Annotated in this window: 33 protein-coding genes; 15 read left to right on the top strand and 18 right to left on the bottom strand. The window is 66.3% G+C overall.

The annotated features are described in order from the left end of the window. The 6 genes from C493_RS05870 (at position 1) to C493_RS05845 (ending at position 5,936) form a co-directional block, all read left to right on the top strand. The gene (locus C493_RS05870) at positions 1–1,614 is read left to right on the top strand and encodes an amidohydrolase (RefSeq protein WP_007258495.1); all 1,614 of its coding nucleotides are present in this window, start codon (positions 1–3) and stop codon (positions 1,612–1,614) included. 97 nt (positions 1,615–1,711) lie between these two features. Then, positions 1,712–2,374 carry a helix-turn-helix domain-containing protein gene (locus C493_RS05865; RefSeq protein WP_049889162.1) on the top strand — a complete coding sequence of 221 codons (663 nt, stop codon included), beginning with the start codon at positions 1,712–1,714 and terminating at the stop codon, positions 2,372–2,374. Positions 2,375–2,475: 101 nt separating this feature from the next. Next, a complete protein-coding gene (locus C493_RS05860; RefSeq protein WP_007258493.1) occupies positions 2,476–2,826 on the top strand; it encodes a HalOD1 output domain-containing protein in 351 nt (116 codons plus the stop codon). Between the two features lie 60 nt (positions 2,827–2,886). Continuing rightward, complete coding sequence (locus C493_RS05855; protein ID WP_007258492.1) at positions 2,887–3,864, top strand: LLM class flavin-dependent oxidoreductase; 978 nt, start codon at positions 2,887–2,889, stop codon at positions 3,862–3,864. Positions 3,865–3,988: 124 nt separating this feature from the next. Next, the gene (locus C493_RS05850; RefSeq protein WP_007258491.1) at positions 3,989–4,471 is read left to right on the top strand and encodes a DUF2267 domain-containing protein; all 483 of its coding nucleotides are present in this window, start codon (positions 3,989–3,991) and stop codon (positions 4,469–4,471) included. 184 nt (positions 4,472–4,655) lie between these two features. Then, complete coding sequence (locus C493_RS05845; RefSeq protein ID WP_007258490.1) at positions 4,656–5,936, top strand: carboxylate--amine ligase; 1,281 nt, start codon at positions 4,656–4,658, stop codon at positions 5,934–5,936. Between the two features lie 139 nt (positions 5,937–6,075). On the opposite strand, the gene gfo6 is transcribed toward C493_RS05845, so the two are convergent. Continuing rightward, positions 6,076–7,134 carry a D-xylose 1-dehydrogenase Gfo6 gene (gene gfo6 / locus C493_RS05840; protein ID WP_007258489.1) on the bottom strand — a complete coding sequence of 353 codons (1,059 nt, stop codon included), beginning with the start codon at positions 7,132–7,134 and terminating at the stop codon, positions 6,076–6,078. Between the two features lie 192 nt (positions 7,135–7,326). Here gfo6 and nadA point away from each other — a divergent pair, with 192 nt between their 5' ends. Genes nadA through C493_RS05825 form a run of 3 tightly spaced genes read left to right on the top strand, consistent with a single transcriptional unit; the run spans position 7,327 to position 10,330 of the window. After that, entirely contained in the window at positions 7,327–8,460 is a 1,134-nt protein-coding gene (gene nadA / locus C493_RS05835) for a quinolinate synthase NadA (RefSeq protein ID WP_007258488.1), read from the top strand. 8 nt (positions 8,461–8,468) lie between these two features. Continuing rightward, on the top strand, positions 8,469–9,998 hold the full coding sequence (locus tag C493_RS05830; protein WP_007258487.1) for an L-aspartate oxidase: 1,530 nt from the start codon (positions 8,469–8,471) through the stop codon (positions 9,996–9,998). 53 nt (positions 9,999–10,051) lie between these two features. Continuing rightward, positions 10,052–10,330, top strand: coding sequence for a hypothetical protein (locus C493_RS05825; RefSeq protein ID WP_206537585.1), 279 nt, complete (start codon positions 10,052–10,054; stop codon positions 10,328–10,330). A gap of 50 nt (positions 10,331–10,380) precedes the next feature. Here C493_RS05825 and C493_RS05820 read toward each other — a convergent pair whose 3' ends face one another. From C493_RS05820 to C493_RS05805, 4 genes are all read right to left on the bottom strand, one after another. Next, the gene (locus tag C493_RS05820; protein ID WP_007258485.1) at positions 10,381–11,481 is read right to left on the bottom strand and encodes an archaeosine biosynthesis radical SAM protein RaSEA; all 1,101 of its coding nucleotides are present in this window, start codon (positions 11,479–11,481) and stop codon (positions 10,381–10,383) included. Positions 11,482–11,648: 167 nt separating this feature from the next. Then, the gene (locus C493_RS05815) at positions 11,649–11,918 is read right to left on the bottom strand and encodes a HalOD1 output domain-containing protein (RefSeq protein ID WP_007258484.1); all 270 of its coding nucleotides are present in this window, start codon (positions 11,916–11,918) and stop codon (positions 11,649–11,651) included. Between the two features lie 105 nt (positions 11,919–12,023). After that, the gene (locus C493_RS23745; protein WP_241430877.1) at positions 12,024–12,398 is read right to left on the bottom strand and encodes a helix-turn-helix domain-containing protein; all 375 of its coding nucleotides are present in this window, start codon (positions 12,396–12,398) and stop codon (positions 12,024–12,026) included. A 499-nt stretch (positions 12,399–12,897) separates the two neighbouring features. Beyond that, a complete protein-coding gene (locus C493_RS05805; protein WP_007258482.1) occupies positions 12,898–13,089 on the bottom strand; it encodes an HVO_0649 family zinc finger protein in 192 nt (63 codons plus the stop codon). 102 nt (positions 13,090–13,191) lie between these two features. Here C493_RS05805 and C493_RS05800 point away from each other — a divergent pair, with 102 nt between their 5' ends. The 3 genes from C493_RS05800 to C493_RS05790 all read left to right on the top strand — a co-directional run bounded on the left by C493_RS05800 (position 13,192) and on the right by C493_RS05790 (position 17,653). Continuing rightward, positions 13,192–15,129: a bacterio-opsin activator domain-containing protein gene (locus tag C493_RS05800; RefSeq protein WP_007258481.1), complete on the top strand. Its 1,938-nt coding sequence runs from the start codon at positions 13,192–13,194 to the stop codon at positions 15,127–15,129. 96 nt (positions 15,130–15,225) lie between these two features. Further along, positions 15,226–15,420: a DUF1328 family protein gene (locus C493_RS05795; protein ID WP_007258480.1), complete on the top strand. Its 195-nt coding sequence runs from the start codon at positions 15,226–15,228 to the stop codon at positions 15,418–15,420. 313 nt (positions 15,421–15,733) lie between these two features. Beyond that, on the top strand, positions 15,734–17,653 hold the full coding sequence (locus C493_RS05790) for an aldehyde ferredoxin oxidoreductase family protein (protein WP_007258479.1): 1,920 nt from the start codon (positions 15,734–15,736) through the stop codon (positions 17,651–17,653). A 61-nt stretch (positions 17,654–17,714) separates the two neighbouring features. Here the strand turns inward: C493_RS05790 and C493_RS05785 are convergent, their stop codons facing one another. Next, a complete protein-coding gene (locus C493_RS05785) occupies positions 17,715–19,064 on the bottom strand; it encodes a hypothetical protein (RefSeq protein WP_007258478.1) in 1,350 nt (449 codons plus the stop codon). Positions 19,065–19,282: 218 nt separating this feature from the next. On the opposite strand from C493_RS05785, the gene C493_RS05780 reads away from it, so the two are divergent. Continuing rightward, positions 19,283–19,939, top strand: coding sequence for a hypothetical protein (locus C493_RS05780; protein ID WP_007258477.1), 657 nt, complete (start codon positions 19,283–19,285; stop codon positions 19,937–19,939). 138 nt (positions 19,940–20,077) lie between these two features. Here C493_RS05780 and C493_RS05775 read toward each other — a convergent pair whose 3' ends face one another. Further along, complete coding sequence (locus C493_RS05775) at positions 20,078–20,467, bottom strand: winged helix-turn-helix domain-containing protein (RefSeq protein WP_049889168.1); 390 nt, start codon at positions 20,465–20,467, stop codon at positions 20,078–20,080. Between the two features lie 204 nt (positions 20,468–20,671). On the opposite strand from C493_RS05775, the gene C493_RS05770 reads away from it, so the two are divergent. Beyond that, positions 20,672–21,334: a helix-turn-helix domain-containing protein gene (locus C493_RS05770; protein ID WP_007258475.1), complete on the top strand. Its 663-nt coding sequence runs from the start codon at positions 20,672–20,674 to the stop codon at positions 21,332–21,334. A 128-nt stretch (positions 21,335–21,462) separates the two neighbouring features. After that, positions 21,463–21,612: a DUF7560 family zinc ribbon protein gene (locus C493_RS05765; RefSeq protein WP_007258474.1), complete on the top strand. Its 150-nt coding sequence runs from the start codon at positions 21,463–21,465 to the stop codon at positions 21,610–21,612. A 36-nt stretch (positions 21,613–21,648) separates the two neighbouring features. On the opposite strand, the gene C493_RS05760 is transcribed toward C493_RS05765, so the two are convergent. The 11 genes from C493_RS05760 to C493_RS05715 form a co-directional block, all read right to left on the bottom strand. After that, positions 21,649–22,101, bottom strand: coding sequence for a pyridoxamine 5'-phosphate oxidase family protein (locus tag C493_RS05760; protein WP_049889161.1), 453 nt, complete (start codon positions 22,099–22,101; stop codon positions 21,649–21,651). A 98-nt stretch (positions 22,102–22,199) separates the two neighbouring features. Then, the gene (locus tag C493_RS05755; RefSeq protein WP_007258472.1) at positions 22,200–22,574 is read right to left on the bottom strand and encodes a hypothetical protein; all 375 of its coding nucleotides are present in this window, start codon (positions 22,572–22,574) and stop codon (positions 22,200–22,202) included. Continuing rightward, on the bottom strand, positions 22,575–22,841 hold the full coding sequence (locus C493_RS05750) for a hypothetical protein (RefSeq protein ID WP_007258471.1): 267 nt from the start codon (positions 22,839–22,841) through the stop codon (positions 22,575–22,577). A gap of 60 nt (positions 22,842–22,901) precedes the next feature. Next, positions 22,902–23,246 carry an AzlD family protein gene (locus tag C493_RS05745; RefSeq protein WP_007258470.1) on the bottom strand — a complete coding sequence of 115 codons (345 nt, stop codon included), beginning with the start codon at positions 23,244–23,246 and terminating at the stop codon, positions 22,902–22,904. Then, on the bottom strand, positions 23,236–24,072 hold the full coding sequence (locus C493_RS05740; RefSeq protein ID WP_007258469.1) for an AzlC family ABC transporter permease: 837 nt from the start codon (positions 24,070–24,072) through the stop codon (positions 23,236–23,238). Before C493_RS05740 ends, C493_RS05745 begins: the two co-directional genes overlap by 11 nt. 179 nt (positions 24,073–24,251) lie before the next feature. Then, on the bottom strand, positions 24,252–24,476 hold the full coding sequence (locus C493_RS05735) for a hypothetical protein (RefSeq protein WP_007258468.1): 225 nt from the start codon (positions 24,474–24,476) through the stop codon (positions 24,252–24,254). A gap of 61 nt (positions 24,477–24,537) precedes the next feature. After that, positions 24,538–24,843, bottom strand: a complete 306-nt coding sequence (locus tag C493_RS05730; RefSeq protein ID WP_007258467.1) for a ubiquitin-like small modifier protein 1 — start codon at positions 24,841–24,843, stop codon at positions 24,538–24,540. A gap of 111 nt (positions 24,844–24,954) precedes the next feature. Next, complete coding sequence (locus tag C493_RS05725) at positions 24,955–25,302, bottom strand: hypothetical protein (protein ID WP_007258466.1); 348 nt, start codon at positions 25,300–25,302, stop codon at positions 24,955–24,957. Positions 25,303–25,377: 75 nt separating this feature from the next. Next, complete coding sequence (locus C493_RS22560; protein WP_007258465.1) at positions 25,378–25,539, bottom strand: hypothetical protein; 162 nt, start codon at positions 25,537–25,539, stop codon at positions 25,378–25,380. 91 nt (positions 25,540–25,630) lie between these two features. Next, the gene (locus tag C493_RS05720) at positions 25,631–26,017 is read right to left on the bottom strand and encodes a hypothetical protein (RefSeq protein ID WP_007258464.1); all 387 of its coding nucleotides are present in this window, start codon (positions 26,015–26,017) and stop codon (positions 25,631–25,633) included. 95 nt (positions 26,018–26,112) lie between these two features. Continuing rightward, the gene (locus C493_RS05715; RefSeq protein ID WP_049889160.1) at positions 26,113–26,973 is read right to left on the bottom strand and encodes a GNAT family N-acetyltransferase; all 861 of its coding nucleotides are present in this window, start codon (positions 26,971–26,973) and stop codon (positions 26,113–26,115) included. Positions 26,974–26,981: the final 8 nt, after the last annotated feature.

The raw sequence follows: 26,981 nt of genomic DNA, 5'->3' as shown, positions 1-26,981 counted from the left end.
ATGACCGACGCCGCCGATCTGCTGGTGACGAACGCGGCCGTACACACCCTCGACGACCCGGATACCGTCCACGAGGCGATCGCCGTCCGCGACGGCGAGATCGTCCGACTCGGCGACGAGTACGAGATGCGGTTCCTCGAAGGCGTCGGGACCGACGTCGTAGACTGCGGCGGACGACCCGTTCTGCCCGGCTTCGTCGACGCCCACACGCATATGGAACAGCTCGGACAGCACCTCGTCCACGCCGACCTCTCCGCGGCCGACTCCGCCGCGGACTGTCTCGAGATCCTGCGAGCGCACGCCGACGCCGAACCGGACCGCGAGTGGATCCTCGGCTTCGGGTACGACGAGAGCGCGTGGACGGGTGCCGACGCGCGAACGGAGCCGCTCACGCGCGCGGATCTCGATCGGGTCAGCGAGGTGCGCCCGGTCGTCGCGATGCGCGTCGACCTCCACACCGCGTCGCTGAACTCGGTCGCGGTAGCGCGTCTCGCCGACGACCTTCCCGCCGACGATCTCCGAACGGCGGCCGGCGAGCCGACCGGCGTCGCCGTCGAGGACGCCGCCGAGGCCGTCAGGCGGCGACTGACGAGCGACCGCGAAGAGCTACGCGAGGTTCTCGCTGCGGCGTCGGAACGCGCCGTCGAACTCGGCGTGACGTGCGTCCACGACAAGGTCCGCGGCTCCGCGGCGCCGCGAGTCTACCGCGAGCTGGCCGCCGACGGCGACCTCCCGCTTCGCGTGCGGATCGACTACTGGAGCGACCACCTCGAGGCCCTGTCCGAAGTCGGACTGTCGACGAACGACGGCGACGACCGCGTGCGGACGGGCGCGATCAAGTCGTTCTCGGACGGGAGTTTCGGCAGTCGAACGGCGCGGCTGACGGAACCGTACGCGGACGCCGAGGGGCGCGACGGCGGCGACCGCGAACCCGGCGACGACGACCCGGACACCGACGGCGACCGCGGCCAGTGGGTCGTCGACCCCGACGACCTCGCGGCGCTCGTCGAGCGCGCCGACGGCGCGGGCTACCAGATCTGCGTCCACGCGATCGGCGACGAAGCCGTCGAGGAGACGCTTGCGGCGCTCGAGGCCACGCCTGACCCCGGCGGCCGGCGCCACCGGATCGAGCACGCAGAACTGGCGACGGACGACCATATCGCGCGGATGGCCGAGGCGGGGATCGTCGCCTCGATGCAGCCGAACTTCCACCGCTGGGCGGACGACGGCGGGCTCTACGACCGACGACTCGGACGCGAGCGGCGCGATCGGACGAATCGGTTCCGGCGCGTCCTCGAGGCGGGCGTCCCGCTCGCGTTCGGCTCGGACTGCATGCCCCTGGATCCGCTGTTGGGAGTCCACCACGCCGCCAACGCGCCGACCGAGGCCCAGCGACTGTCAGTGACGGCGGCGCTGCGAGCCTATACCCGTGGTGCGGCCTACGCCGGCTTCGACGAGGACCGACTCGGGACGCTCGCGGTCGGCAAACGGGCGGATCTGGTGGTGCTCGAGGAATCGCCGTGGGAGCAGCGAGAGCGGATCGACGAGATCGACGTGACGGCGACGCTCGTCGACGGCGAGATCGTCTTTACGGCGTCCGATTTCGAGTGCTGATCGCACCGTCGTACGGCTGTCCGTTTGGCGTCGAGACAGTCACGGCCGCTGACGGCTTCCTCCCCGATTGATTGTTCCGGAGCGCGAACGTCCACGCGTGACCGACTCGAGGGTGATCGCCGAGCTCACGCTGGTCCACCCGGAGCTGGTGCTCACGCCGACGATCGAGGCGATGCCGGAGATGGTCGCCGAACTCGAGTACCAGACGATCGCCGGCCCCGACGCGTACTATCTCTTCTTCGAGGCCTCGGGCGGTGATTTCGACCAGTTCGACCGACTCGTCGCCGACGATCCGACGGTTTCCGAGCCGCGGGTCATCATCGACGGGGACGACTTCCGCGTCTATCGGATGCGTCTGAACTCGACCGAGCGGCTGGTACTGCCCTACGCGGCGGAACTCGGTATGCGCGTCCTCCGGGCGGCCAGCGGCCGCGACGGCTGGATCGCCACCCTCGAGGTGCCCGACCTCGAAGCGTTGCAGGCGTTTCGGACCCACTGCCGCGAGAACGACGTCGGGTTCACCGTCGATCGGCTCTATCACGCCGACGGCGACGAAACGGCGGGAACAACCGATGTCTACGGGCTGACGCCGATCCAGCGCGAGACGCTGCTGACCGCCGCCGATCTGGGTTACTTCGAGAACCCGCGGGGCGTCTCGGTGGCGGAACTCGCCGACGAACTCGAGATTTCGTCATCGGCGGCGAGCGATCGGCTCCGTCGAGCGATGGCGACACTCGTCGAGCAGACAATCGCCCGTTGAGCCGAATTCGCCGGCCGATCGGCTCGAGGGAGCAGCCCTTATAATATCGGGCATATGCCGTCCGACGGCTCAACCGCACTCACACCTACCGTACGGTACCAATGGGCACACGCCTTTCCGATCACGACGCCGACTGCCGGCCCGCCCATCGGGCGTACTTCGACCCGAGCGCGCCGGACCAGCCCGTCGGCGAAATTATCAACTCGCTTTCGACCGTTACCGACTGTCCCGTAGACGAAATCGAACCGCTGGCCGAGACGTTCGACCCGACTTCCCTCGAGCGACTACTGACCCACGCGGCCGCCAGTTCCGACGGCGCTTCGGTCGGCCTCGAGTTCACGCTCGGCGGGTGGACGATCACCGTCGGGAGCGACGGTTGCGTGCTCGTCTGTAGCTGTGGCGTCGGGTGTGCGCTCGAAGAGCGGGCCGACTGCGGTCGCGGTCGGGAGTAGCGTTCCCGTCCGTCCCGCTGACCGCCCCGATTTTTCTCGGTGGAGCCCGTCGACGGGGGTATGGACGTCGGACTCATGGTCGCGTCGTTCGGTGACGTCGACCTCGCGGACGTCGCGGTACGGGCGGAACAACTGCACTACGACGCCGTCTGGGTCGGCGAACTCTGGGGCGAGAGCGGCGTCGTCCAGCTGACCGAGATGGCGACTCGTACCGACGAGATCGACATCGGGAGCGCGATCCTGAACGTCTACTCGCGCTCGCCCGCGGTCCTCTCGATGACCGCCGCGTCGCTCCAGCGCGCTTCGGACGGCCGGTTCACCCTCGGGGTCGGGACCAGCACGGCGAAAGCCGTCGAAGACCTCCACGGCATGGCCTTCGACCGGCCGGTTCGTCGGGCCCACGAGACGATCGAACTCGTCCGCGAGTTCACGGCCGACGACGGCGGCCGGGTCGACTACGAGGGACAGTTGCTCGAGGCCGCGGACTTCCCGTCCCTCTCGGTCCCCCTGCCGATCTACCACGCTGGACTCGGCCCCGCCAACCGCCGCGTCGTCGGCCGGCTCTGCGACGGCTGGATCCCGCACAACATCCCCTTCTCGCGACTCGAGGACGCCTTCGAGGAGGTCGCGGACGCGGCTCGAGAGCGCGACCGGGACCCCGATGAGATCACCGTCGCACCGTACGTCCCGTCGGCCGTCAGCGAGGACGCGGACGAGGCTCGCGAGACGCTGCGCCGCCACGTCGCCTACTACGTCGGCAGCGGCGAGGGGTATCGCCGCGCCGTGGCGATGGCGTATCCGGAGCGCGCGGACCGCATCGCCGAGGCCTGGCGCGACGGCGAGAAGCGCGCCGCGGCCGAGGCGGTCACCGACGAGATGGTCGACGACCTCGGCGTCGCGGGGACGCCCGACGAGGCGCGCCAGCGGCTGCGGACGCTCGTCGACGAGACGGGGATCGACCACCCGATCGTCGTCCTGCCGGAACCGGCCTCGAGCGAGACGATCGAGGCGACGATCGAGGCGCTGGCCCCCGAGTGAGCCGCTGCTCGCTCCGTCGATCGAGACGCTCGAGGGACGGGTTCGGGACCTTGCCAATCCCGGTATGACGCTTTTGGAGCGATCTCTCCTCACTGCCGAGTGAGGTCCCATCCTCTGATTCCCCATGTCCGAAGACCTGACCGAGGAGAAGACGAACTACGTGGACTTCATCGGCGAGGTACAGCATCGAATCGAGGCCGGCCGCCAGGCCGAGGCCGTCCGGGCGACGCGCGCCGTCCTCAACACCATCGGCGAGCGCGTCGACGAAGGCGGAGCGACAGACATCGCCAGCCCGCTGCCGATGGAGATCGACCGCTACCTGCTCGAGGTCGATCACGGCCACCAGTACGACTTCGACGAGTTCGTCCAGCGGGTACACGAGCGGATGAACTACGAGGATCTCGATCTCGACACCTCGTACGGACAGCCGTCGGGCGTCGACGAGTCCGACACCGTATTCAGAATCAAGGCGATCACCGCGCTGCTGAGCGAGACGGTCCCGGGCGGCCAGATCGCCAACGTCGAGGAACAGTTCCCCGAGGATTACGAGGAGATGTTCGAACTGGTAGGCGTCGAGACCACGCCCTGGGAACAGCGACAGACCTGATCGGCCGCGGCCGACCGCCCACCGTGGATCGGTGTCGATTCGACGGCTCCGCTCCGGTCTCCCGCACGGGCCTCGGTCGGCGATACCGTCCTACGGTCTTACACGTTCTCCCCTTCACTGAAGGTATTAATTGAAAATGTTTATACTGTTAGTTTTATTTTGTACTGGATAGTGTATAGCCCGTATGCACAAGCGCGGTCAGGGGAGCGTGGTCATCCCGGCGGTTGCCCCGAGTTCGGTCGCCTGCGTCCGGTCGCTCGGCCGTCGCGGCGTCGGGACCATCGCGGTCTCCGAGTCTGAGACCGCCCCGGCGTTCGCCTCCCGATACTGTGACGAATCGCATGTCGTCCCGGATCCGACCGAAGACGTTCTCGGCTACAGGGACGCGCTGCTCGAGTTGGCGACGCGATCCGACGTCGAGACAATCGCGCCGATCCGGGACGAGGACGTGTGGACGCTCTCGCGGTACCGGTCCGCGTTCGCGGACCGCGTCGCGCCGCTGTGGCCGAGCCTCGAGACGCTGCGCACCGTCTACGATCGGGTTCGGCTCGTCGAGACCGCCGCGGCGGCGGACGTTGCGGTGCCGGAGACGCGGCCGCTCGACGCGGTCGATGACTGGGGACGGAAAGCGATCGTCAAGCCGCGGTACGCGGTCGTCACCGACGAGTTCGTCGACACTGTCTCGTCGTCGACGATCGTCCACCCGGGCTCGGTGCGGTACCTCGAACCAGGTCAGGAACCCGACCGCGAATCGATCCGCGAGGAGATGGGGCACACGCCGATCGTTCAGGAGTACGTTCCGGGCGAGGAGTACGCGCTCTGGGCGCTCTACGATCGCGGCGAGCCCGTTGCAACGTGTCAGAAACACCAGCTCCGGGGCTACTCGTACGCAGGCAACACGAGCATCGCCCGCCGAACGACGTCGATTCCCGCCCTCGAGCGGGCGGGTCGGGCGGTGCTCGACGCCCTCGACTGGCACGGACCGGCCTCGGTCCAGTTCGTCAGGGACGCGGCGACCGGTGAGTTCACGCTTCTGGAAGTCAATCCGCGGTTCTGGGTGTCTGTGTCGTGTCCCATCGAGGCCGGCGTCGACTTTCCGTACTACTTCTGGCAACTCGCTCGCGGCGAGCCGGTGCGGACGTCCGAGACGTACGAGACCGGCGTCGCGACGCACCTGCTGCGAGGCGAGATGCTCTACGTCCTGAGCGTCCTCCGAGAGGAGAACCCGATCGTCGAGCCACCGTCGCTGCCGGCCGCCGCGCTGGAGATTGCCGCCTCGACCGTCCGGCAGCCCAACTTCGATCACCTCAGCCGCGACGACCCCAGACCGTTCGTTCGCGACGCGCGTAACGTCGCGAGCGAACTGTTCTCCGCCGTCGTCGAGCTCCCGGCGTCGTGGACCGCGCCGGCGTCGCGGCGTGACCAGACCGATGACGAGCGGGCCGACGCTCGCGTTCGCCGGTAGCACGTTCATACGGTTTACTGTCCGTCAGTTCCGGCGCAACCGTCGCCCGGGTCGCGGTTGCGCCGGGACATCGGGACAGCAATCCGTATCAGTCGTCGGGAGCAGCCCCGTCCGAACGGCCCGCCGCCTCGGCCCTCGTTCACTCGAGGTCGACCCGACACGCCGTCTCGGCGGACTCGTAGGCCGCTTCGATCGCGCGCAGATCGGCCAGTCCATCCTCGACGTCGGGCTCGGGATCCGTTCCGGTTAGCACGCAGTAGCCGAAGTAGTCGAACTCCTCGCGGACCTCGTCGACCGGCGGACCGGTGTACTCCATGCGGACGTCGCCGCTCTCGACGACCATCTCCTGGGGAACGACGCCCCCGAAGGGCGATTTAATTCGGATCATGCCGTCGCTGCCGATCAACTCGAGGCGACTGCTCGCGTGGGCGTCGAAACTCGCCGTACAGGCGGCCGTCGCTCCGTTTTCGAACTCGAGCTGGAACGCGACGTGTTCGTCGACGGCGTCGAACGGGGGGCCACTCGAGTGAGTGCTCGCGTAGACGCCTGCGGGATCGTCGTCGAGGACGTAGCGGACCGTATTGAGCGGGTCGATCAGCGCGCCGCCGCCGGCGAGGTCGGGGTCGAGTTGCCACGCGTCGGGGTCGGCGTCCTCGAGCAGTGGGTGCGAGAAGCCGCCGTGGATCTGGACGACGTCACTGACGACGCCGTCGCGGACCAGTTCGCGCGTCCGACGAACCGTCGGTTCGACCTGGAGTCGATAGGCGGTCATCAGCGTTACTCCGGCGTCCTCGCAGGCGTCGACGACCTCGCGAGCGCGCTCGAGCGAGGCGTCAAGCGGTTTCTCGCAGATGACGTGTTTGCCGTGCTCGGCGGCCGCGACGGCGTACTCGCCGTGGGTCGCGTTGGGCGTCGCGACGTACACCGCGTCGTAGACGGCCGTGTGATTCCCCGCGAGAAAGCCGTCGTAATCGACCACGTGGTTGACGTCGAACTGGGCGGCCAGCGACCGGACGCGGTCGGGTGACTCCGTTACCAGCGCGGTCGTTTCGCAGTGATTGCCGTCGGCGATTGCCGGGAGGGCGCGGTTCCGGGCGAAGCCGCCGGTTCCCACGACGGCGAGGCGGACGGTATCGTCCGGCGGGTCCCGTTCCCAGTCCCGCCGCGTGAAGTCCGCGAAGGCACCCTCGAGTGTCATACCGTCGCTAGGGAGTCAGGCGGCAAGAGCCCAGCGTCGACGCAATTGATACGCTTCTCGAACCGTCAGTTCGGGTGCCTGAGAACTTTCCGCCGTTGTATCAGTCGATGGTTTCCACCCAGTGTGCGGTATCGAAGGAAAAAGTTATTCAATACGCCGCTGTGACGTATGACCAATCACAGGTGACGCAAAATGGTGAAAATGGAAACGGCAGAGCTGGAAACCGATTTGAGTCTGTTCAAATACGACAACCTCGAGCAGCTGCCGCCACGATACCGGGAACTGAGCGAGGACGATCGAACCGAGCGCATCGAGGCGGCCCTCGACGCACTCGGGGACGACGTCGTTATTCTGGGGCACAACTATCAGCGCCGGGAGATCGTCGAGCACGCCGACTTCATCGGTGACTCCTACCAGCTCTCGAAGGAGGCCGCAGCGGCCGACGCGGAGTACGTGATCTTCGGCGGCGTCACGTTCATGGCCGAGAGCGCGGACATCATCACCGACGACGACCAGACGGTGATCCTCCCGTCGATGGAGGCCTCCTGCCCGATGGCCGGGATGGCCGAAGCGCTGCAGGTCGACAGCGCGTGGGCCGAGATCACGGCGGCCGCGCCCGACGAGAACATCATTCCGATCACGTACATGAACTCCTATGCGGACCTGAAGGCGTTCTGTGCGAGCCAGGGCGGACTCGTCTGTACCTCCTCGAACGCGCACAAGGCGTTCGAGTACGCCTTCGAACGCGGCGACAAGGTGCTCTTTCTGCCCGACAAGCACCTCGGGGAGAACACCGCCCACAGGCTGGGTATGGAGGACCAGATCGCCGAGTGGGATCCGTGGGACCCCGAGGGCAAAGACGCCGCAGAGGTCGCCGAGAGCGACATCATCCTCTGGGACGGCTACTGTCAGGTCCACGAACGCTTCCGGACGGACCACATCGAGCAGATCCGCGACGACCATCCGGACGCCAACGTGATCGTCCACCCCGAGTGCCGCCGCGAGGTCGTCGAGGCCGCCGACAAGGCGGGTTCGACGGCGACGATCTGCGAGACGGTCGCGAACGCCGACCCCGGCGAGACGTGGGCGATCGGCACCGAGATCCACCTCACGAATCACCTCCAGCGCTGGCACCCCGAGGTGAACGTCCTCCCGCTGTGTGGCGACGCCTGCATGGACTGCAACGCCATGCGCCAGATCGACCCCAACTATCTCACCTGGGTGTTAGAGGAGCTCGTCGAGGGGCGAGAACGCAACGTCATCGAGGTCGCCCCCGAGGAGAAGGAACTCGCGGGCGTCGCGCTCGACCGCATGCTCGAGATCTAACTCAAGCCATGTCTGCTACAGCACCCACCGACCCCGAAACCGCGGACGTCCTCGTCGTCGGCAGCGGTATCGCCGGCTGTGCGGCCGCCCTTCAGGCCGCCCGCGAGGGCAGCGACGTACTGTTGGTGACGAAAGCCGAGCGCCCCGACGACGCCAGCACCGACTGGGCCCAGGGCGGCATCTCGACCACCCGAGACGAACCCGAGAGCCTCAAAGCGGACATCCTCGAGGCGAGCGACGGCACGGCCGATCCGTCGGCCGTCGACGTTCTCGTCGAAAACGCCGACGACGCCGTCGAAGACGTCCTCCTCGAGACGCTCGAGATCGAGTTCGACGAGACCGACGACGGCGAGTTCGACTACACGCGCGAGGCGGCCCACTCAGCGTACCGCATCCTCCACGTCGACGCCGCGACGGGAACCCACATCCTGCGGCCGTTCCTGAACCACGTCGACGGCCACGAGAACATCGACGTGCGCCAGGATACGGCCGCACTGGATCTCGTTACACACGAGGGGCGGGTTCACGGCGTCCTCACCGACGAGGAGCCGACCGGCCACCCGATCTTCGCCGGCGCGACCGTCCTCGCGACCGGAGGGGTCGGCGCGCTCTACACGCGCTCGACCAACCCCGACGACGCGACCGGCGACGGGATCGCCATGGCCGCGCTCGCGGGCGCCGACGTGGCCGACCTCGAGTACGTCCAGTTCCATCCGACGGCGTACGCGGGTGACGATCCGTTCTTGCTCTCCGAAGCCCTGCGCGGCGAGGGTGCGGTCCTGCGAAACGGGGACGGCGAGCGCTTCATGGACGACTACCACCCGCTGGGCGACCTCGCCCCGCGAGACGTCGTCGCCCGCGCCGTCGAAACCGAACGCGAGGAAACCGGCGACGTCGTCCTCGACGTGCGCACCCTCGAGGGCGAGTTCGCCGAAGAGTACCCGGCCATCGCCGAGAAGTGCCGCGACCGCGGAATCGAGGGCGAAGAGATCCCCGTCGCGCCCTGCGAGCACTTCCTCTGTGGCGGGATCGACGTCGACGACCGCGGACGGACCACCCTGGATCGGCTCTACGCTGTCGGCGAGTGCGCCCGCACGGGTGTCCACGGCGCGAACCGGCTGGCGAGCACGAGCCTGCTCGAGGGGCTGGTCTGGGGGCTGCGAGCGGGAGAAGACGCCGCAGAGTTCGACGTCGAGGCGGAAATCGTCGAGGCACCCGACCTCCGAAACAGCGACCCCGACCTGCCCGAGCGCTTCGCCGCCGAGAAGTCGATCCGGTTGAAGCGCACGATGGACGAGTATCTGGGTCTCGAGCGAGATCCCGACGAGATCGCCCGTGCCAGCGCCGTCCTCCGGCGACTCAAGGGCGAGATCGACGCCTATATTCGCACGCGGACGGCTCGAGACCTCTACGAACTCCGCAACGCCTGCGTCACCGCGCTGTTGATCGCCCGCGCCGCGAGCGAGAACGCGGAGTCGACCGGGTGTCATTACGTCGGCGAGGGAGACGAAGAAAAAGCGACTCGAGCGTCGCGGTAGCCAACGACGTTCCGGAGGCGGAATTTTTGGTGCTGGCCGACCACACGGGTATCGTGACGACTGATCCGACGATTCCGATGGGTGACGTTCGGCAGGCGGATCCCGGGAGTGACCGTCAGGGGGCGTTCAAACGAGGGTGGACGGCTGCCGTCAAGGACCTCAACGACGGAGAGGAGTCATCGAAGTACTCCGACGGTCCGCCACCGGAGGAGCTGACGTGGGACAATCTCGGCTATCGTCTCGGAAGCCTGTTCGGCGAAACCGATGATGACCTGCGTCAGGAACTCTTCGAGTGGTGCGTAAAAAAGCAAACCGAAGAACAGGAACGCTAATTCCGTCCACTGGAAGGTGTCAGCTCGATCACTTCCCGCAGTAGCTCGCACTATCGCGTCAGCGGCTGGTTGAAGCTTCGCTCGCGCTCCATTACGGTTTCCCAGGTCAGTTCGCACTCACAGGAGACTTGTTCGAAGACGGTTGGATCCTGCCGGAGGCCGAAGTCCTTGATCGCCTTCTGGACCAGGTCGTCACACTCCTGGCAGTTGTGCGGGCCGCGGTCGGAGCCGTGGCCGACGGGATCTGAGACGACGATGGCGTCGATGTCGGCGGTCTCCTCTAAGACGTGGGCGACCGACCAGAGCCACGGCGGGCGGTAGCCGTCGTTGAAGTAGAGTTCGTCGACCATCGTGTAGCGCTGGACGTTACACGGGTTCATCGAGACGGTGTGACAGCCGTCGACGTCGGCACAGCGCTCGATCGAGGCGATCATGTCCTCGACGGCCTCCGACTCCGTCAGAAACGGCGGCTTCATCAGCAGATACGCCTTGATGCCGGCGTCCGCGTCGTCGCCTGCCTCGGCGTCGGCCGTCGCGGCCTCGGCGCAGGCGTCCTCGAAGTCCGCGAAGTCGAAGTACTTGTTCACGCAGTCGTGACGGACGCGGTCCGTGGCCGTCTCGAGGCCGATCGCGATGTCGGTATCGATCCCGTACTGCGTGAAGTCGCCGATCTTCTCGCGGTCGACGAAATCCGGCAGGGACTCTAAGACGATGCGCTCGCGGTCGGCGAAGGTCTCGGCGATGGCGCGGCGACTCTCGGCGTCGACCTCGCGCTCGTCTAAGAACGAGCCGGAGGTGTAGATCTTGATGAGTTCGGCCGGCTCGTCGGCGTTTTCTGACTCGTGCTCGAGGCAGACGTCGATCTGGTTCATCAGCGCCTCGTGGGAGACGGAGCCGCCGTCGACGCTCTCGGCGACGTACCCGCACATCGTACAGCCGCCGGCGCGGGCCCAGCGACAGCCGCCGGTATTGAGGATGATCGTCAGGCTGTTTTTGACTCCGGTTGGGGTGTTGTCCTCGTCGAGCCAGACGCGCGTCGGTTCGTGGGGGTCGTAGCTCGCTTCCTTGCGCGAGCGGATCTCCCGCATCACCTGATTGTGGGCGTCCATGCCCTTGCCCTGCTCGTAGACCTCGGGCGTGGGTTTACTCATTGGGAGGGGAAAGCGGTCCAGCGCGTAAAGCGCCTTCGTCTGGAGGCTCGCGACCAGCGGCATTCCGTTCGCGTTCGGTCGATGGGGTCGCCTTTGACTATCGTAGCCACCGAAACAATTTACACACTGACCGCGACGCTGTCCTGCGATCAGTTGTGCATTTACTTTCAGTGGCTACTACACGTTTCGGAGACGTCGATCGCGCCGTCGTCTCCGACGCGAACGTCGTACCCGCAGTACGTAAACCGAACCGCCGCTCCGGTCTGCGTGCCGCCGGCCGTCGACTGACTGATCGAATCCAACGCTTCCGGATCGATGGCGTCGTATAGCGGGGGGAGCGATAGCGGGTCCGTTCCCTCGAGGTCGGCGACCCGTTCGACGACGGCCAGACTCGTCGGTTGATCGGAAAGACTCGGAGCGAAGTTCGCGTCACTCATTACTGGACGAATCGGCCTTGCGGTCCTCGAATCTGTCGTCGTATTCTTCTTCCGTTTATATCGGGTCGGGAATCGAACGGCCGCCGTCGGTGTCGAACGCCGATCTCACTCGTCGAATACTTGCGCGAACACTTCGGCCAGAATCCGCCGCAGATGCGTCGACAGCGTCGACGAGGAGATTCCGAGTTCGTCGGCGACCGCTTGCGCGCTGGCTCCGTCCCGCTCGTAGTACCCCATTCGAGCCGCGGTGCGGGCGACCTCCCGCTGGCGTTCGGTCAGGGAGAACTCGTCGCCGTCACCGTAGCTAGTGCGCGCTTGCGGTCCGGTGCTGTACAGTTTCTTGAGATTCCACCGGACGTCCTCCTCGCGGCAGTACTGCCAGTAGTCACCGAGGTGTTCCCTGTCGGCCGCGTGAAGTCGTATCGTCCAACCTCGTTCGGCGTTCTGAATCGAGAGCACCTGCAGACCGATGTCGGCCATTTTCGGGTAGGTGAATTTCGTGGCCGAGCTATGGTATACCTGATACAAGCGACAGTCCGCAAATTCCATCGTCACTTGCCACTCGTCGACGGTGTGATCGGTCGCGAGCGCGGATTCGATCGTCTGGTAACTACAGTCAGATATCGAGTAGAACATGATCGGTCCGGCTCGTTCGTGGAACGGTAGCGGTTGCGATTCGATCGTTATATCCGCGTCCGAAGCGGTCCGAATCGTCGGAGTCAGCGAGAGATTGGGATGAGAAATAGTCATCTCAGCGATGAAATTCTGCGCCACTACTCCCACCTCGAGGTAGCGATCGCGCGGGAAACGGTCCCGACGGGTCCGAAACGCACCGACCGCGACGCTCGAGGGTCCTCGCTCGATTCCGGTTCGGCTCTCGGATCGGCTGACCGATCGAACGGCTGGGTCCGCGCTACCGGTACGAGCCGACGAACGCGTTGCTTCTCGGGGTTACACGACACGATAATAACCGTGGGGGCTACTCGAGTCGCATCTCCCGCGTTTCGACGGCGTCGCAGGCGGGACAGACGAACTGGTACGTGACGCGACCGCCGGTCGTCGTGACGCGCCATCCCCCATCGGCGTCGACGTAGCCACAGGCTCGACAGACGGCCTCCGATTCGTCGAATTTCTCCCGGAGCTGTTCGAACGGTGAGCGGTACGCACTCATATGACACTATACAGCATGGCAGACAATAACATTCACTGTGGGCCAGTTGAACCGTCCGTTCGATCACCGTGGTTCTTAGGGCATCGGCAGCCAATGACGACTATGAACACTGGCGATGCGAGGGATAGCGACGAGGGCGTGAGGTCGCCGGCAGCCGCCGCACTCGAGGCCGTGGTCGACCCCATCGTCGCGATCAGCGAGGGAACGATCACGTACGCCAACGGGGCGGCGCGGGACGCGTTCGATCTCCCGGTGGAATCGAGTGACGGTGAAGACCGCGGCGAAACGTGGGACGCGGCTGCACACCTCCAGTCCTGGCCGCGACTCGAGACGGCGATCGGCGAGACGACGGTCGGCACCGCTCGTCGCGTTTCGTTTCCGGGCGATTGGGACCAGTACGAAGCGCGGGTCCATCGGTCGACCGAGGGCGCGACGATCACGTTCGAACCGGCCCGCGGGGAGACCGAGGGCGCCGTTTCGGGTGGCGGTGCGAGCGTTCTCGGCGCGCGAGACCGTGCGGTCAAAGAACGCACGATCAACGAAGCGCCGGTTGGAATCACCATCTCCGATCCCGCACTCGAGGACAATCCGCTGGTGTACATCAACGACGCCTACCAGGAGATCACCGGCTACGGCTACGACGAGGTCGTCGGCCGAAACTGCCGGTTCCTCCAGGGGGAGGACTCGAGCGAGGCGGCGATCGCCGAGATGGCGGCGGCGATCGACGAAGATCGCCCCGTTACGGTCGAGTTGAAGAACTACCGCAAGGACGGCACCGAGTTCTGGAACGAGGTCACCATCGCGCCCGTTCGCGACGAAACGGGAACGGTGACCCACTACGTCGGCTTCCAGAACGACGTCACCGCCCGCAAGGAGGCCGAACTCGAACTCGAGGCTCGAACCGAGGAACTCGAGTACACCCTCGATCGGGTCGAGGGGCTGATCGGCGACGTGACCGACGCCGTCGCGGGATCGACGGATCGATCCGCGCTCGAGGCGGCCGTCTGCGATCGGATCGTCGACGAAGCGACCTACGACGGCGCGTGGATCGGCGAGCGAAACCCCGCCACGGGAACGATCGGCGTCCGAGCGGCCACCGGCGAGACGCCCGCCGAGCCGGTCGCGATGTCCGGTGACCACCCCGCAGCCGCGGCCCTCGCCGCCGACGACGCCGCGACCGCGACGGTCGAGGGTACCACCCGCGCGGCGTTTCCGCTCACGTACAACGGCATCGAGTACGGCGTCCTCACCGTCCGACTCGGCGACGATCGCGGGATCGACGACCGCGAAGCGGTCGTTCTCTCGGCGCTGGCCCGCGCGGTCGCAAGCGGCGTCAACGCCCGCGAGACGAGCCGCGTCCTCGAGACCGACGCCGTCGTCGCCGTCGATCTCGCGCTGTCCGATCGATCCGTCGCCCCCGTTGCGCTCACTGCAGCCGTCGACTGCCGACTCGCGTACCGACGGTCGGTGCATCGAACCGGCGACGAGACGGCGTCGCTGTTCACCGCGACCGGAGCCGACGCCACGAGCGAGGCGCTCACTGCGGCCGCCGAGGACGCCGGGTTCGACTGTCGCGTCGTCGTCGAACGCGACGACGAGTGTCTGATCGAACTCTCCGGCGGCGACGACCTCGTCGGCTGGCTCTCCGAGCGCGGCGTTCGCACGCAGACGATCGAGAGCGAGGGCGGCCGCGCACGCATCACCCTCGAAATTCCCCGATCGGCGAACGTCCGCTCGATCGTCGAGGCCGTCGAAGACCGCTACGACGGCTTCGACGTCATCTCCTTCCAGCAGCGAGAACGCGACGGCGAGACCCGTCAAGAGTTCGCCGCGCGACTCGAGGACGACCTCACCGAGCGTCAGTTCGTTGCACTCCAGCGGGCGTACCTGAGCGGCTACTTCGAGTGGCCGCGGCCGACGACGGGCGAGGAACTGGCCCGGTCGATGGACGTCTCGCGACCGACGTTTCACGAGCATCTGCGATCGGCGGAGGCCAAACTCTGTCGGGCCTTCTTCGGGGGTCCTGAGAATTCGGGTTGACACTGCCGGGGAACGGTCGGCTTAACGGACTGTAGCCCGGAATTAGACGTTGGACGGTCGCCGAGGTTTATCTATCCGGTCGTGATAGCCCGTCGTATGCTCGATCTCACAGCAGCGGTTCCACTCCAGATGGGCGGCGGCGGCTTTCTGTACTGGGCGCTAATCTTCTTCGTGCTCGCGATCGTCGCCGCAGCCGTCGGGGCCCGCGGCGTCGCCGGGATCTCGATGGAGATCGCACGCATCTTCGTGCTCATCTTCATCATCCTCGCGGTCGTCGCCTTGCTACTGTAGCGGTCGGCGGTCGTCGTCGGTATCGGCGTCGAAACCGAGCGGTTACCTCGTTTTCGATCCACTCGACGGCCGAGTCGCGACTGAAATCAGTTACAATCTGGCAGTGTTTGTGACGTCGTTCGCTCGTCGCGACCGGTTCGTTCAACCGGAGCCCGCTCTCGTCCGTGTCTCCCCGCCGATCGTCGCCTCTCCCACTGCCGTCCGTCGACTGCCTCGCGTCCGCTCGAGTCCCCCGCAACGTAACCACGTTCGGTTTCGTACGCGTGAGAACGACTAACAGGACAGAGGCCGAAGGTATGGGTGAGGAGTTATCATGACTGAACTTGGCGGATTTCAGGACCGGATCGCTCGTGTCGATCTTTCGGAGGGGACGGTCGACTACGAGTCGATCGACGAGGAGGACGCGAAGAAGTATATCGGCGCGCGCGGACTCGGCGTCAAGTACGTCTTCGAACAGGGCGTCGACGTCGATCCGGTCGGCCCGGACAACCTGCTCGCGTTCATGAACGGACCGCTGTCGGGGACGCAGACGACGATGAGCGGTCGGATCGCGGTCTGTACGAAGTCGCCGCTGACAGGCACCGTCACCGACAGCCACCACGGCGGCTGGTCGGGCGCGCGGCTGAAGTGGGCCGGCTTCGACGGCCTGCTGTTCGAGGGACAGGCCGACGACCCCGTCTACGCCTACGTCGAGGACGGCGAGGTCGAACTCCGGGACGCTTCGGAGCTCTGGGGCGAGGGCTTCCACGCCGCTCGAGACGCCATCGAAGACGAGGTAGACGGTGCGTACGGGAAGAACCTCTCGATCATGGGAATCGGCCCAGGCGGCGAAAACGGCGTGAAGTACGCCTGCATTATGAACGAGGACGACCGAGCCTCCGGCCGCGGCGGCACGGGCTGTGTCATGGGGTCGAAGAATCTCAAGGCCGTCGTCGTGAAATCGGGGACGAAGATGCCCCAGCCCGCCGACAAGGAGACGTTCATGGAGGGTCACCAGCAGGCCATGCAGGCCATCCAGGAGTCGGAGGTCACCGCGCCCAACGAGGGCGGGCTCTCGATGTACGGGACGAACGTCCTGATGAACGTCGGCGAAGAGATGGACGGGCTCCCGACGAAAAACGGCCGCTACACCTCGACCGAGGCCATGCGCGACGCCGAGGGCGCGGACGTCGACGCTGAGCGCGTCTCGGGCGAGAACGTCCGCGAGAACATCCTCGTCGACGAACCGACCTGTCACTCCTGTCCCGTCGCCTGCAAGAAAGAAGTCGAGGTCCAACACCAGCACAAGGGCGAGGAGCTGAACGTCCGCACGGAGTCCTACGAGTACGAATCGGCCTACGCCCTCGGTCCGAACTCCGGTCACACCGACCGCGACGCCGTCGCCGTCATGATCGAGCGCTGTAACGACATGGGCGTCGACACCATCGAGACGGGGAACATGATGGCGATGGCGATGGAGATGTCCGAGGAAGGCAAACTCGAGGAGGGCGACCTCGAGTGGGGCGACTACGAGACGATGATCGACATGATCGAGCGCATCGCCCGCCGCGAGGACGACCTCGCGGACCTCCTCGCCGACGGACCGCGCCGCGTCGCGGAGGCGAAAGACGCACGGGACAACTCCCTGGCCGTCAAGGGCCAGACCATCGCCGCCTACGATCCCCGCTGCATGAAGGGAATGGGCATCGGCTACGCCACCTCGAACCGCGGCGCCTGCCACCTGCGTGGCTACACGCCCTCGGCGGAGATCCTCGGCGTTCCCGAGAAGGTCGACCCCTACGAGTACGAGGGGAAAGGCGAACTCACCGCTACCTTCCAGGACCTCCACGCCATCTCCGACAGCTTCGACATCTGCAAGTTCAACGCCTTCGCGGAGGGGATCGAGGAGTACGTCCTCCAGTACAACGGGATGACTGGCCTCGACGTCTCCGAGGACGAACTGCTCGAGGCCGGCGAACGGATCTACAACTTAGAGCGCTACTACAACAACCTCGCCGGCTTCGACGGCGCCGACGACTCGCTGCCAGAGCGCTTCCTGGAAGACGGCATCCCCGGACAGGGAGCGAGCGAAGGCGAGTACTGCGAGCTCGAGGAGATGAAAGACGAGTACTACGACTACCGCGGCTGGGTCGACGGCGTGGTGCCGGACGAGAAGCTAGACGAACTCGGCATCGACCTCGGCCCCGGTACGGGCGTCTCCGCGGGCGACTCGGCGGCCCCGGCCGACGACTGAGCCGCCGGCCGTACCGACTCCCGAACCGACTGATTTTTTGCAAACGCGCCGTCGAATCCGCTCAGTCCGTCGACTCGGCTTCGCTCGAGTCGCTCGACCCGCCGTCGCCGGCGTCGGAGGCGGTCGACGAGCCGTACTCGAGGACGCGCCAGCCCTCGAGCGAGTCGGTAATGTCGTCGGTGAGTTCGGTGAGATACGGCAGTCCCCACAGCGCGGTGATCGTGCCGCCGATCGTGTTGAAGACGATGTCGGTCATCGTGTCGTCGAGGCCGTGCTGGGCCAGGGGCATCTGGAGGCCGGTCGCGGCGGCAATGGCGTCCTGTGCGAACTCGCCGATCTCCCAGAAGACGCCGGCCGAGATCACGAACAGGACGACGAAACTCGGGATGAGTTCGGGCGGGAGGTGGATCTCGTCGCGGTGCTCGTCGAGCGTTCGGATCGCGACGTAGCCGACCGCGCCGACGAGCGTCGCCGACAGCGGGTGGGTGACGTTGTGCCACCAGAACGACCGCTCGTAGATGTACGCCGAGCCGAGCGCGTGGAGGAAGACGACCAGCGTGATCCAGAGTACGAGCCCCGCGTCGAAGGGAAGATCGTACCGCCGGCGAAGCAGCGTCGGAACGAACGTGATCGCGAGCATCGCGCCGACGTTGGTGACGATACCGGTGTCGACCGTCAGCACGCCGTACGCGATCATCGCCGCCATCGCGACCCGCATCGCGTGGACGGCCCATCCCTGGACCGATCCGGAGAGCGGCAGTCGCTCCTCGAGTGACGGCGCGCCGTCGATGTCCGCTTTGACGGCGAACAGTTCCTCGTCGACGCCGTCGACCGGCGCCGAGACGAGTTCCTCGCCGGGAAACTGCCGGTAGTAGAGGTCGAAACAGACGCCCGCGAACAGCCCGACGGTGGTCGCGGCGATCAGCAGCCACATGACCTCGGCGTTCGTCGCGATGACGTCCGTTCCGGCGATCCCGTCCTGTACCCAGGTAAGCGTCGCCCACGTCGCCGCGATCGCCGCCGCGAGCATCGCCACGAACGCGACGGCGAGCCACCGCTCGAGTCGCACTTCGGTCAGCGCGTTCAACTCGAGGGTCAACGCGAGCGCCAGTACACCGGCTCCGCCGTAGAGAACGACCTGCCTGCTCCAGAGGTCAGGCGCGGCGAGCGCCGCGACCAGCGCCGCGATCGCCGCGGCCGTCACCTCCCACGGGAGCGCGGCGCGCGTCGACTCGAGGGCGATCGCGGGAACGAGCGCGATCGTCACCGCGGTCGCCGCGAACAGTACTTCGTGGACGAGTCCCTCCCCGAGCGCCCACGCGCCGACGGCTATCGCGACGGCGACGGTGACCCACGAGAGGGCGGCGTTGGTTCGCTCGCCGTGAAACGCGCGAGTTGGTGTCCGTGACATCGTCGATCTCTCTCGACCCTCGTTCTCGCCGATTCCGCGGCACGAAGCGAGCCGCGGTCCGGTGTGGGGGTATCCACCTTCTCCTTCTATCGAATGCCGCTAAAACGACGGGCTTGCAGTGGACCGGTCCGAGACCGCAGATAGCGCCGTCACGTCCCTCAGCACCCGTCACATGCCGCCGTCGCCCATATCCGGGCGGCGCGGCTAGTCCCGACGTCATGATGGCCACGACCCACGCCCTCGCGGGGCTCGCGCTGGCCGCCGCTCTCGTCTTCATCGCCCCGCAGTTCGCCGCCGTCGTCGCGGTCGCCGCGATCGCCGGCGGACTCGTCCCCGATTTCGACCTCCTCGCGTCCCACCGACGAACGCTTCACTTTCCCGTCTACTACGGCGCGTTCGCTGTTCCCGCCGGTCTGGTCGCCGCGATCGTTCCGACCGACCTCACCGTCGGCGTCGCGGTCTTTCTCGGCGCTGCCGGCCTCCACTCGATCTCTGATCGGTTCGGCGGCGGCCTCGAGCCGAAACCGTGGCGCGAAACCTCCGAACGGGCGGTGTTCAGCCACTACCACGGCCGCTGGCTCGCGCCGCGGCGCTGGATCCGGTACGACGGCGCGCCGGAGGACCTCGCGCTCGCGGTCGTGCTGGCGATACCTGCCCTGCTCGTCTTCGATGGCGTGGTTCAGACGGCGGTGCTCGCCATGCTCGCGGTCTCGCTCGGCTACGCGATCGTTCGAAAACCGATCGTCAGCCTCGGCGAGTGGCTGATCGACCGCCTACCGGCGTCCGTTCTGTCGGTCGTTCCGTCCGCGTTGCTCCCGATCGAGGACGAGTCCGAGCGCGCTCGAGATCGCCGCAAAAACGGCGACGGCGACTAACGGCGAACTCGGCGCTGAGTCGAATACAGAAAAACGGTCGTCAGTTCGCTCGAGAGAAACGGTGTGACGTCCGCGGTCTCGCTGTCGTCCGCTACGAGCCGCCCCGAGCAGTTCGGTCTCGTGGACGGCTGTCGTCGCTCAGTCGTCGGCGACAGCGTAGGAGGCGCCGGCGGCCGGCTCGCCGTCGGCCTCGGGCGCGGTCATCTCGATCGCGACGTCGCCGTCCTCGATCGAGACGCGCACGTCCTCGAAGCACTTGCGGTACTCGGTGGCGTGCTTGCCGGACGTGTTGATGCGGACGCGCTCTTCCACGAGATCGGCCTCGGTCAGCATCTCGACTTTTCGGTAGGCCGTCGACATCGGGATATTACACTGCTCGGATACTTCCGTCGCCGTCAGCGACTCCTCGGTCGTCGCCTCGAGGATGGCTCGGCAGGCGTCGTCGTCCAGCGCGGACAGCACCGCCTGCGCGTCGACTGCGTTTTCGGTTGCGGGCCATCCTCGCTTGGGAGAGTTCGTAGCGGACATCGTCTTCATTTCTACCTACAAACCCGACCCCCTCCAAATGACTCCCACTAAATCTGGGTCCTTTATATGTGGTTTCGAAATCCAGCGCTCGAGACGCTCAGAAGACGCGCAATCGAACCTTCCGTGTTACGTGGTATCGTCGTCCGCTCGCTGATCGTCGCGCGTGCACAGCGTTTAGGTGGCCGGCGCTCCCAGAGGAAGCCAATGGCTTCGGGGATTCGCGCGGAGGTAAAGATCGACGATCCGGACGGCTGCGTCGTAACGTCGGCCGCCGGGACGGCGAGCGGAACGGTTCCATCGGTTTCGAAGAGCACGAACCCCGAGGCACCCGAGCGGGTCACCGAGGAGTTCATGCTCGAGGCCGAGTCCTATCCCGACTCGTTCGACGCCGACGTCGACCTCTCGCCGGTGTTTTCCTACGGCTCGAGCGAGGTCTACCGGTTCAGTCGCGAGCTCGGCCGTGGCTGTCCCTGCGAGTGTATCGAGCGCCACGACTCGCCCGTCACCGACGTCCGCACGAAGGGCTCGGCGCTGTACCTCACGTTCCACGCGCCGGACATGCAGGGCTTGCAGGCGATCATCGGTTCGCTGAAAGAGCGGTGTTCGAACCTCGACGTTCAGCGCCTGCTCCAGTCCCAACAGGACCACGCCGAACAGAACCTCGTCTTCGTCGACCGAAGCACGCTGACCGCACGCCAGCTCGAAGTGCTCGAGACGGCCCACCGGATGGGCTACTTCGAGCACCCGAAGCGGGCCAACGCCGGCGAGGTCGCTGCGGCGCTCGACATCACGACCACGACGTTCACCGAACACCTCGCGGCCGCACAGCGGAAGCTGCTGGACGCGATCCTCGAGTACGATGACTGAACTTCGCTCATACCCCAAGAAAGCTTCGACTACTACTGGAACTCGGTTTCGAACCGCAACCCTATATGTACTGGATGCACAGCTATGAACGTAGACGACATATCGAATAGACGAACTACGACCCTCTCATGAGCAGATACGAATTCACCTGTCCCGAGTGCGGCCAGGAAATCGAGGTCAACGAGGAGATGCGCGAGGCCACGATCGAACACGGCTGTCCGGTCTGTGGGGCCGCCGTTACGGCGGCTGATTTCGCGGCCGAACAGCCGACGAACTGATAGCCCGCCCGTGCGACCGTGCGATGGCTGCACTCGTTACTCTGCTCGATCGACTTCCGTCCGCCGCCCGCTGAGCGATTCCGGATCGAGCTGGTAGAGTTCGATGTCGAGATCCTGTTTCCCTTGCGCCCAGATTTCGAACAGCGGTCGCTTTGCCTCGCCGTACTGTGCGATCTGATCCGGCGTTAACTCCGCCGGCGGAATGTCCTCGAGCGTCCCCGACGCGATGACGCTCCGGTAGGTCGAGTCCGCTTCGTCATAAATGACGAGTCGCGCCGCCGGCGAGGACTCGAGGAACTCCCGCTTCTCGCTTTCGGGCGTCGACACCAGCCGCATGTAGAACACCTGCTCGGCGTCGTCGTAGCCGTACGAGATCGGAATCGCGTAGGGATCGTCGGTACGGGCCAGTGACAACACCCCGGTCTCACGCTGGCGGAGGAACTCGTCGATCTCCGCATCCGTCATATCGGACTCCTGGTCGATAGCCATCGTCTCAGTGCTGTAAGCAAGGGACAACACGCTCTTTATAGTTGCCATCGAATCCCGTCTCGTCCGTGGTTCGCCGGGACGTCGGTACAGGGACGGTCTCAGCGAGTCGCCGCCGTTTCTGCTCCGAGACAGACCGGTTCCCTGATCTCGAGAGCCGTCTCGAACTCCCCTTCGCGGTCGGTCCGCCGGCCGATCCGCAGCAGTTGTTCCTCGTGGGCGCGTCTGACCGCCGTACACTCGCGATCGGTGAGCCCCAGTTCGTCGCCAACGGCTTCCCAGTGGCCCCACTCGACCAGAAACGCCTCGCGCTCGTCGTCCGCGTGAACGCGCTCGTACTCGCGGCGGTAGCGCTCGTGCTCTGAGGCCAGCGCCTTCTGGGCGCGGTCGACGAGTCCCGGCAACCGGTTCGGCGGGACGCTCGCCTTTGCAGCCGTCAACAGGAGCACCTGTCCGTCGATCGGATCGCCCGCCATCTACCCGCCCGCGCGCATCGCCTTCTGTGCGAACCGCTCGATCAGCTCCTCGAGTTGCGCCTCGTCGCCGTCGGTCTCGAAGACGATCGTCACCTCGGTGAGCGTCAGCGTGGGTCCGATGCCGACCGACTCCGAGGAGAGCGTCGCCGTCCAGTCGTCGCCCTCGACCGTGTCCTCGGCGACCTGCTCGCCGCCGAGGTTCGTCAGGTATCGCACGACGAGTCGTTCGGAGATGCCGCGAAAGGAGCGTTCGACGCGCGTCGCCATACCTTGGTTTCGGGTTCCACGCCGATAAACTCGAGCGTAGCGGTTGCTGTCGTCACCGCGTCAGAGCAGCGCCCTGAATCCGACGACGCCGACGACGCCGGCGATCAACGCCAGCAGGATGCTCTCGGTGCGCCACATCACCGCGACGACGACCGCCGCGGCGCCCCACTCGGCCGGCCCGCCGGACGCGAGCTCCGGCGCGAGAACGGCGATCATGATCGCTCCCGGCAGGACGTCCAGTCCGGCCTCGAGGCGCTCGCTCAGTTCGACGTGGCGAATCAGCCAGATGCCGCCGACCTTCGCGATCACGGTGACGACGGTCATCGCGAGGATGACGCCAACGACGACGGGGTCGAGCGAGAGCGCGCCCCCGAGAAATCCCGGCACGGTCGGCTCACCGATCATACCGAACCACCTCCACCGCGGCGGCGGCGAGCCCGCCGATCAAGATATACCACCGACCCGGCAGGACGGTCGCGGCGACGACGCTGGTCCCCAGCGCGACGAGCCACGGAACAAGCGTCGAGGCACCGTCCCAGAGTTCGACCGCGAGGGCGACGAACACCGCCGCGAGGATGAAGTCGAAGCCGTACTGCGCCGGCTCGCCGACGACGTCGCCGGCGAGGACGCCCACGACCGTCGAGCCCACCCAGAGCAGCCAGAGGACGATCCCGCTGCCGAGTAAGAACGCTCCGTAGCCGCTGCCCGATTTCAGCTCGCGCATCGTCAGCGCCCAGTTCTCGTCGGCCATCACCAGCAGGCTGGCGTAGATCTGGCGCGGCTCGAGGTGGCGAAACCACGGCTGGAGCGCCGCTCCCATCAACGAGTAGCGCAGGTTGACGGCGAACGTGGTCGCGACGATCGCGGCGATCGGGATCGGATCCGCCCAGAGTTCGACCGCGATGATCTGAGAGGCCCCGGCGAGGACGGTCGCGCTCATCAGCGCCGCCTCCGCGACGCTCAGCCCGGCCTGGGCCGCGAGCACGCCGAAGGCGATCCCGTAGCCGCCGACGCCGATCGCGATCGGAATCCCGGTGAGAAAGCCGGTTCGGACGCCTTCCCATCCGAAGGAAACGTCCTCGTCGGCCGGCGGTTCCGATCCCGATCCCGGCCCCGACTGCGACTCCGATTTCGACGCTGAGACCGCCGCGCTCGGCGGCTCCGACCCGTCTTCGACCGCAGTGCTCGCCGCTCGAGCGGCCGGCTCGTCGGACTCGGAGTCGTTTCTCATTGCAACTCTAGTGGAATTCGGACGACCGCAGCGTAAATCGTTCTCGGAACCGACGCGGGATGGCTACGCTGTCGCACGGTTTTCGACGCGGCGGGAAACTCACTCGAGTTTCGACTGGGAGCGCTCGCTCGAGTCGTTCCGAATCGGTTTCTCCCGACTCGCTTCTCGCTCGAGTCGATCTACTTGCCGACGGAACGGATCCGGCCTCGATCCCGGCCGTACAGTATCAGAACGCCGCCCAGAATCGCGACGACTGGCCCGTACCACGCCAGCGTGATCGTGATCCACACGCCGACCAACAGCGCGATGAGCCCGACGAAGAGACAACACTGCTGGAACCGCGTTCGGTGTTCCGGGCGGTCGTACACGGCGTGAAGGGCGTCGACGAACAGGTCGAGGACCATTTTTCGCGAGCTACGACGGTCTCGCAAGTAAGGGTTTCTTCCGACGCGTTTCGGCGGAGAGCTACTCCGGACGTTCGCCGCCGCCCGCAACCGGCGGAAACACGGATAGCCGGTCGCCGCCGTCGAGTTCCGTTTCGGGACCCTCCATGTGGGTCACGTCCCGACCGTTTTTGAGTACGCTCAACTGACTGCGGATCGTTACCCGATCGTCCTCGTCGGTGAGCAACTGGCCCTCGAGGCCCTCGTACCGATCCTCGAGAGCGGCGAGAACGTCGCCGACGGTCGAGCCGTCGTCGAACGTCTCGACCCGCTCTTTCTCTCCGACGGCATCCCGAAAGGTCGCGAAAAACCGCAACTCGAGTTCCATACTCGATCACTCCTCGCGCAGGCGCTTAACTCCGGGTGTCCTCGGGTTCCGCGGAGTCGCGCGGACCGTCCGGCAGCGTCGGTCGACCGCTGGGCGATCGTCGCCGCGAATTCAGGCGGCGGCCGCCGTCGGCGCGGAGGTGTAGGTGACCGTTCCCACGTCGGCAGCCTCGAGCGCCTCGTCGATGAGCTCGGCGCCGCGGTCGGCGGCGTCGTCGGCGTCGTCGGCCTCGACGGTGACGGTGACGGCGAAGGCGACGGTGATCGTGTACGGGTCGAACGGCGCCGTCGGGTGTTCGTACACCTCCGCGCCGTCGAGTTCCCACTCGGCGACGACATCGTCCCCGAGCGACTCGAGGCTCGCGGCGACCTGGTCGGTCGCCTCGTCGCAGGCCGTCGTGTCGCTGCCGCCGTGAAGCGTGACGTGCGTCGTTCCGTCTCGCGAGACTGCAAACTCCATGCCAGTAGGTATCGACCGCGGCGAGTTGAACGCTTGGGTTATATTCGCATTCGGAGACGCGCGGGAGCACGGCGCCTACGTCTCGCCTCGAACGTCGCCGTAGATTCCCTGTAACCGCTCGAGGGAGTGCTCGACCGAGAGCATCCGTCGACGGCGTCGACAGAGCGCCGACAACCGGTCGTTCTCGGCGAGCGCGCGTCCGATCGCGTGCTCGTCGCGGTCGTCGATCGTTGCCACGCGTGATCGCTCCGGGGTACGTCGCCATTACCATTGGCCCTTTCGCTGCGCTGGCGGGCAGACGTCCGACCGTCTGCGTCCGGTCGGGACGCTACAGATCCCGCAGCCGAATTCCGTCCTCGACCAGCCGCGCGTTTCGCTCCCGCTCCAGGTGCTCGGCGAGGTCGTCGTGTTCGTAGAGCTGTGCGATCACGTCGGCGTAGAGCGTCCGCCAGGCGATGGCGTAGATCGGCGACTGTCCCCAGGCGCGAAGCTCCGGCACGAGGTCGTCGTAAGTCTGGTACCGCTCCTCGAAGCGCTCGATCGCCTCGAGCACCGAGCCGGCGGCCTCCCGGTCGTCGTCGGCGTCCGCGATCGCCTGGTTCAGCCGCCGTTCCCAACCGGCGACGGCCTGTTGCATGTCCGAGGCCGCGGCGTCGTCGTCCTCGGGAAGCCGTTCGAGTACCGGTTTTGGTACGCCGAGCGAGATTTCGTCCATACCATCGAGTATGCGTCACCGGCGCAAGAAACTACGGGCTCGCGGCCGCCTCGCCGGGGCGACACCACTGCAACGGCGACACCGCGGCGAGCCGATTACGGCCACGCCGCGAGCGTTACTTCGTCGACGAACTCGCCGTCGATCCGATACTGTTCCGTGCGAACGCCCTCACGCTCCCATCCCTCGTCCTCGAGGAACGCGATCGCTCCCTCGTTAGTCGCGGGCAGGCTCTGGTAGACCTTGTGATACCCCGTTCGGGCCGCCCACTCGAGGCCGTACTCGAGGAGGCTCGAGCCGATCCCCTGCCGTCGATAGCCGGGGTCGACGCCGACGGTCAGTTCGGCGGTGTGTGAAAGCGAGGGGAGTTCGTGGACGTCGAGGTGAAGCCAGCCGACGATTTCGGAATCGTCGACGGCAGCTTCGGTCGCCGGATCGTCGCCGTCACCTTCGTCCGTCTCCGACTCGGCATCGCGCTCGAGACTCGCTACGAAACAGACCCGGGAGCGTTCCTCGTTCGCCCGTACGAGCGCCGAATCGCGCTCGAGTTGCGTCGCGACGTTTTCGGCGACGATGTACGTGCTCTCGTCGGCGACCCCGCGCATCGTCTCGAGCAGCCCGTCGCGGTCTGCCTCTCGTGCCGGCCGGATCCGGACGGTGCCGTCGTCGCACTCGAACTCCGTCTCGAGTGCTGAGAGGGCGATCCGAATCTCCTCGTCCGGGCCCGTTAGATAGCCGCGCTCTCGCAGCGTCTCGAGGCAGGCTTCGACGTCCGCCGACGGCGGACAGACCGACTCGGTGTACGTTCCGGATCGAGCGGGCTTCGACTGCGGTGCGTCCGATTCGACCCGGATCGATCGCATCAGTTCGTCGGCGCTGACGGCTCCGTTTCGCTCGACGTACTCGTAGATTCGCCGGTGAAGTTCGTCGTCGAACGACAACGTCGGGTGGACGCTCATACCGCCAC

Origin of the sequence: Natronolimnohabitans innermongolicus JCM 12255 (assembly GCF_000337215.1) — an archaeon.
Classification (GTDB): Archaea; Halobacteriota; Halobacteria; order Halobacteriales; family Natrialbaceae; genus Natronolimnohabitans; species Natronolimnohabitans innermongolicus.
The sequence above is the reverse complement of the archived record's forward strand: the minus strand, read 5'-3'. Positions and strand labels throughout refer to the sequence as shown.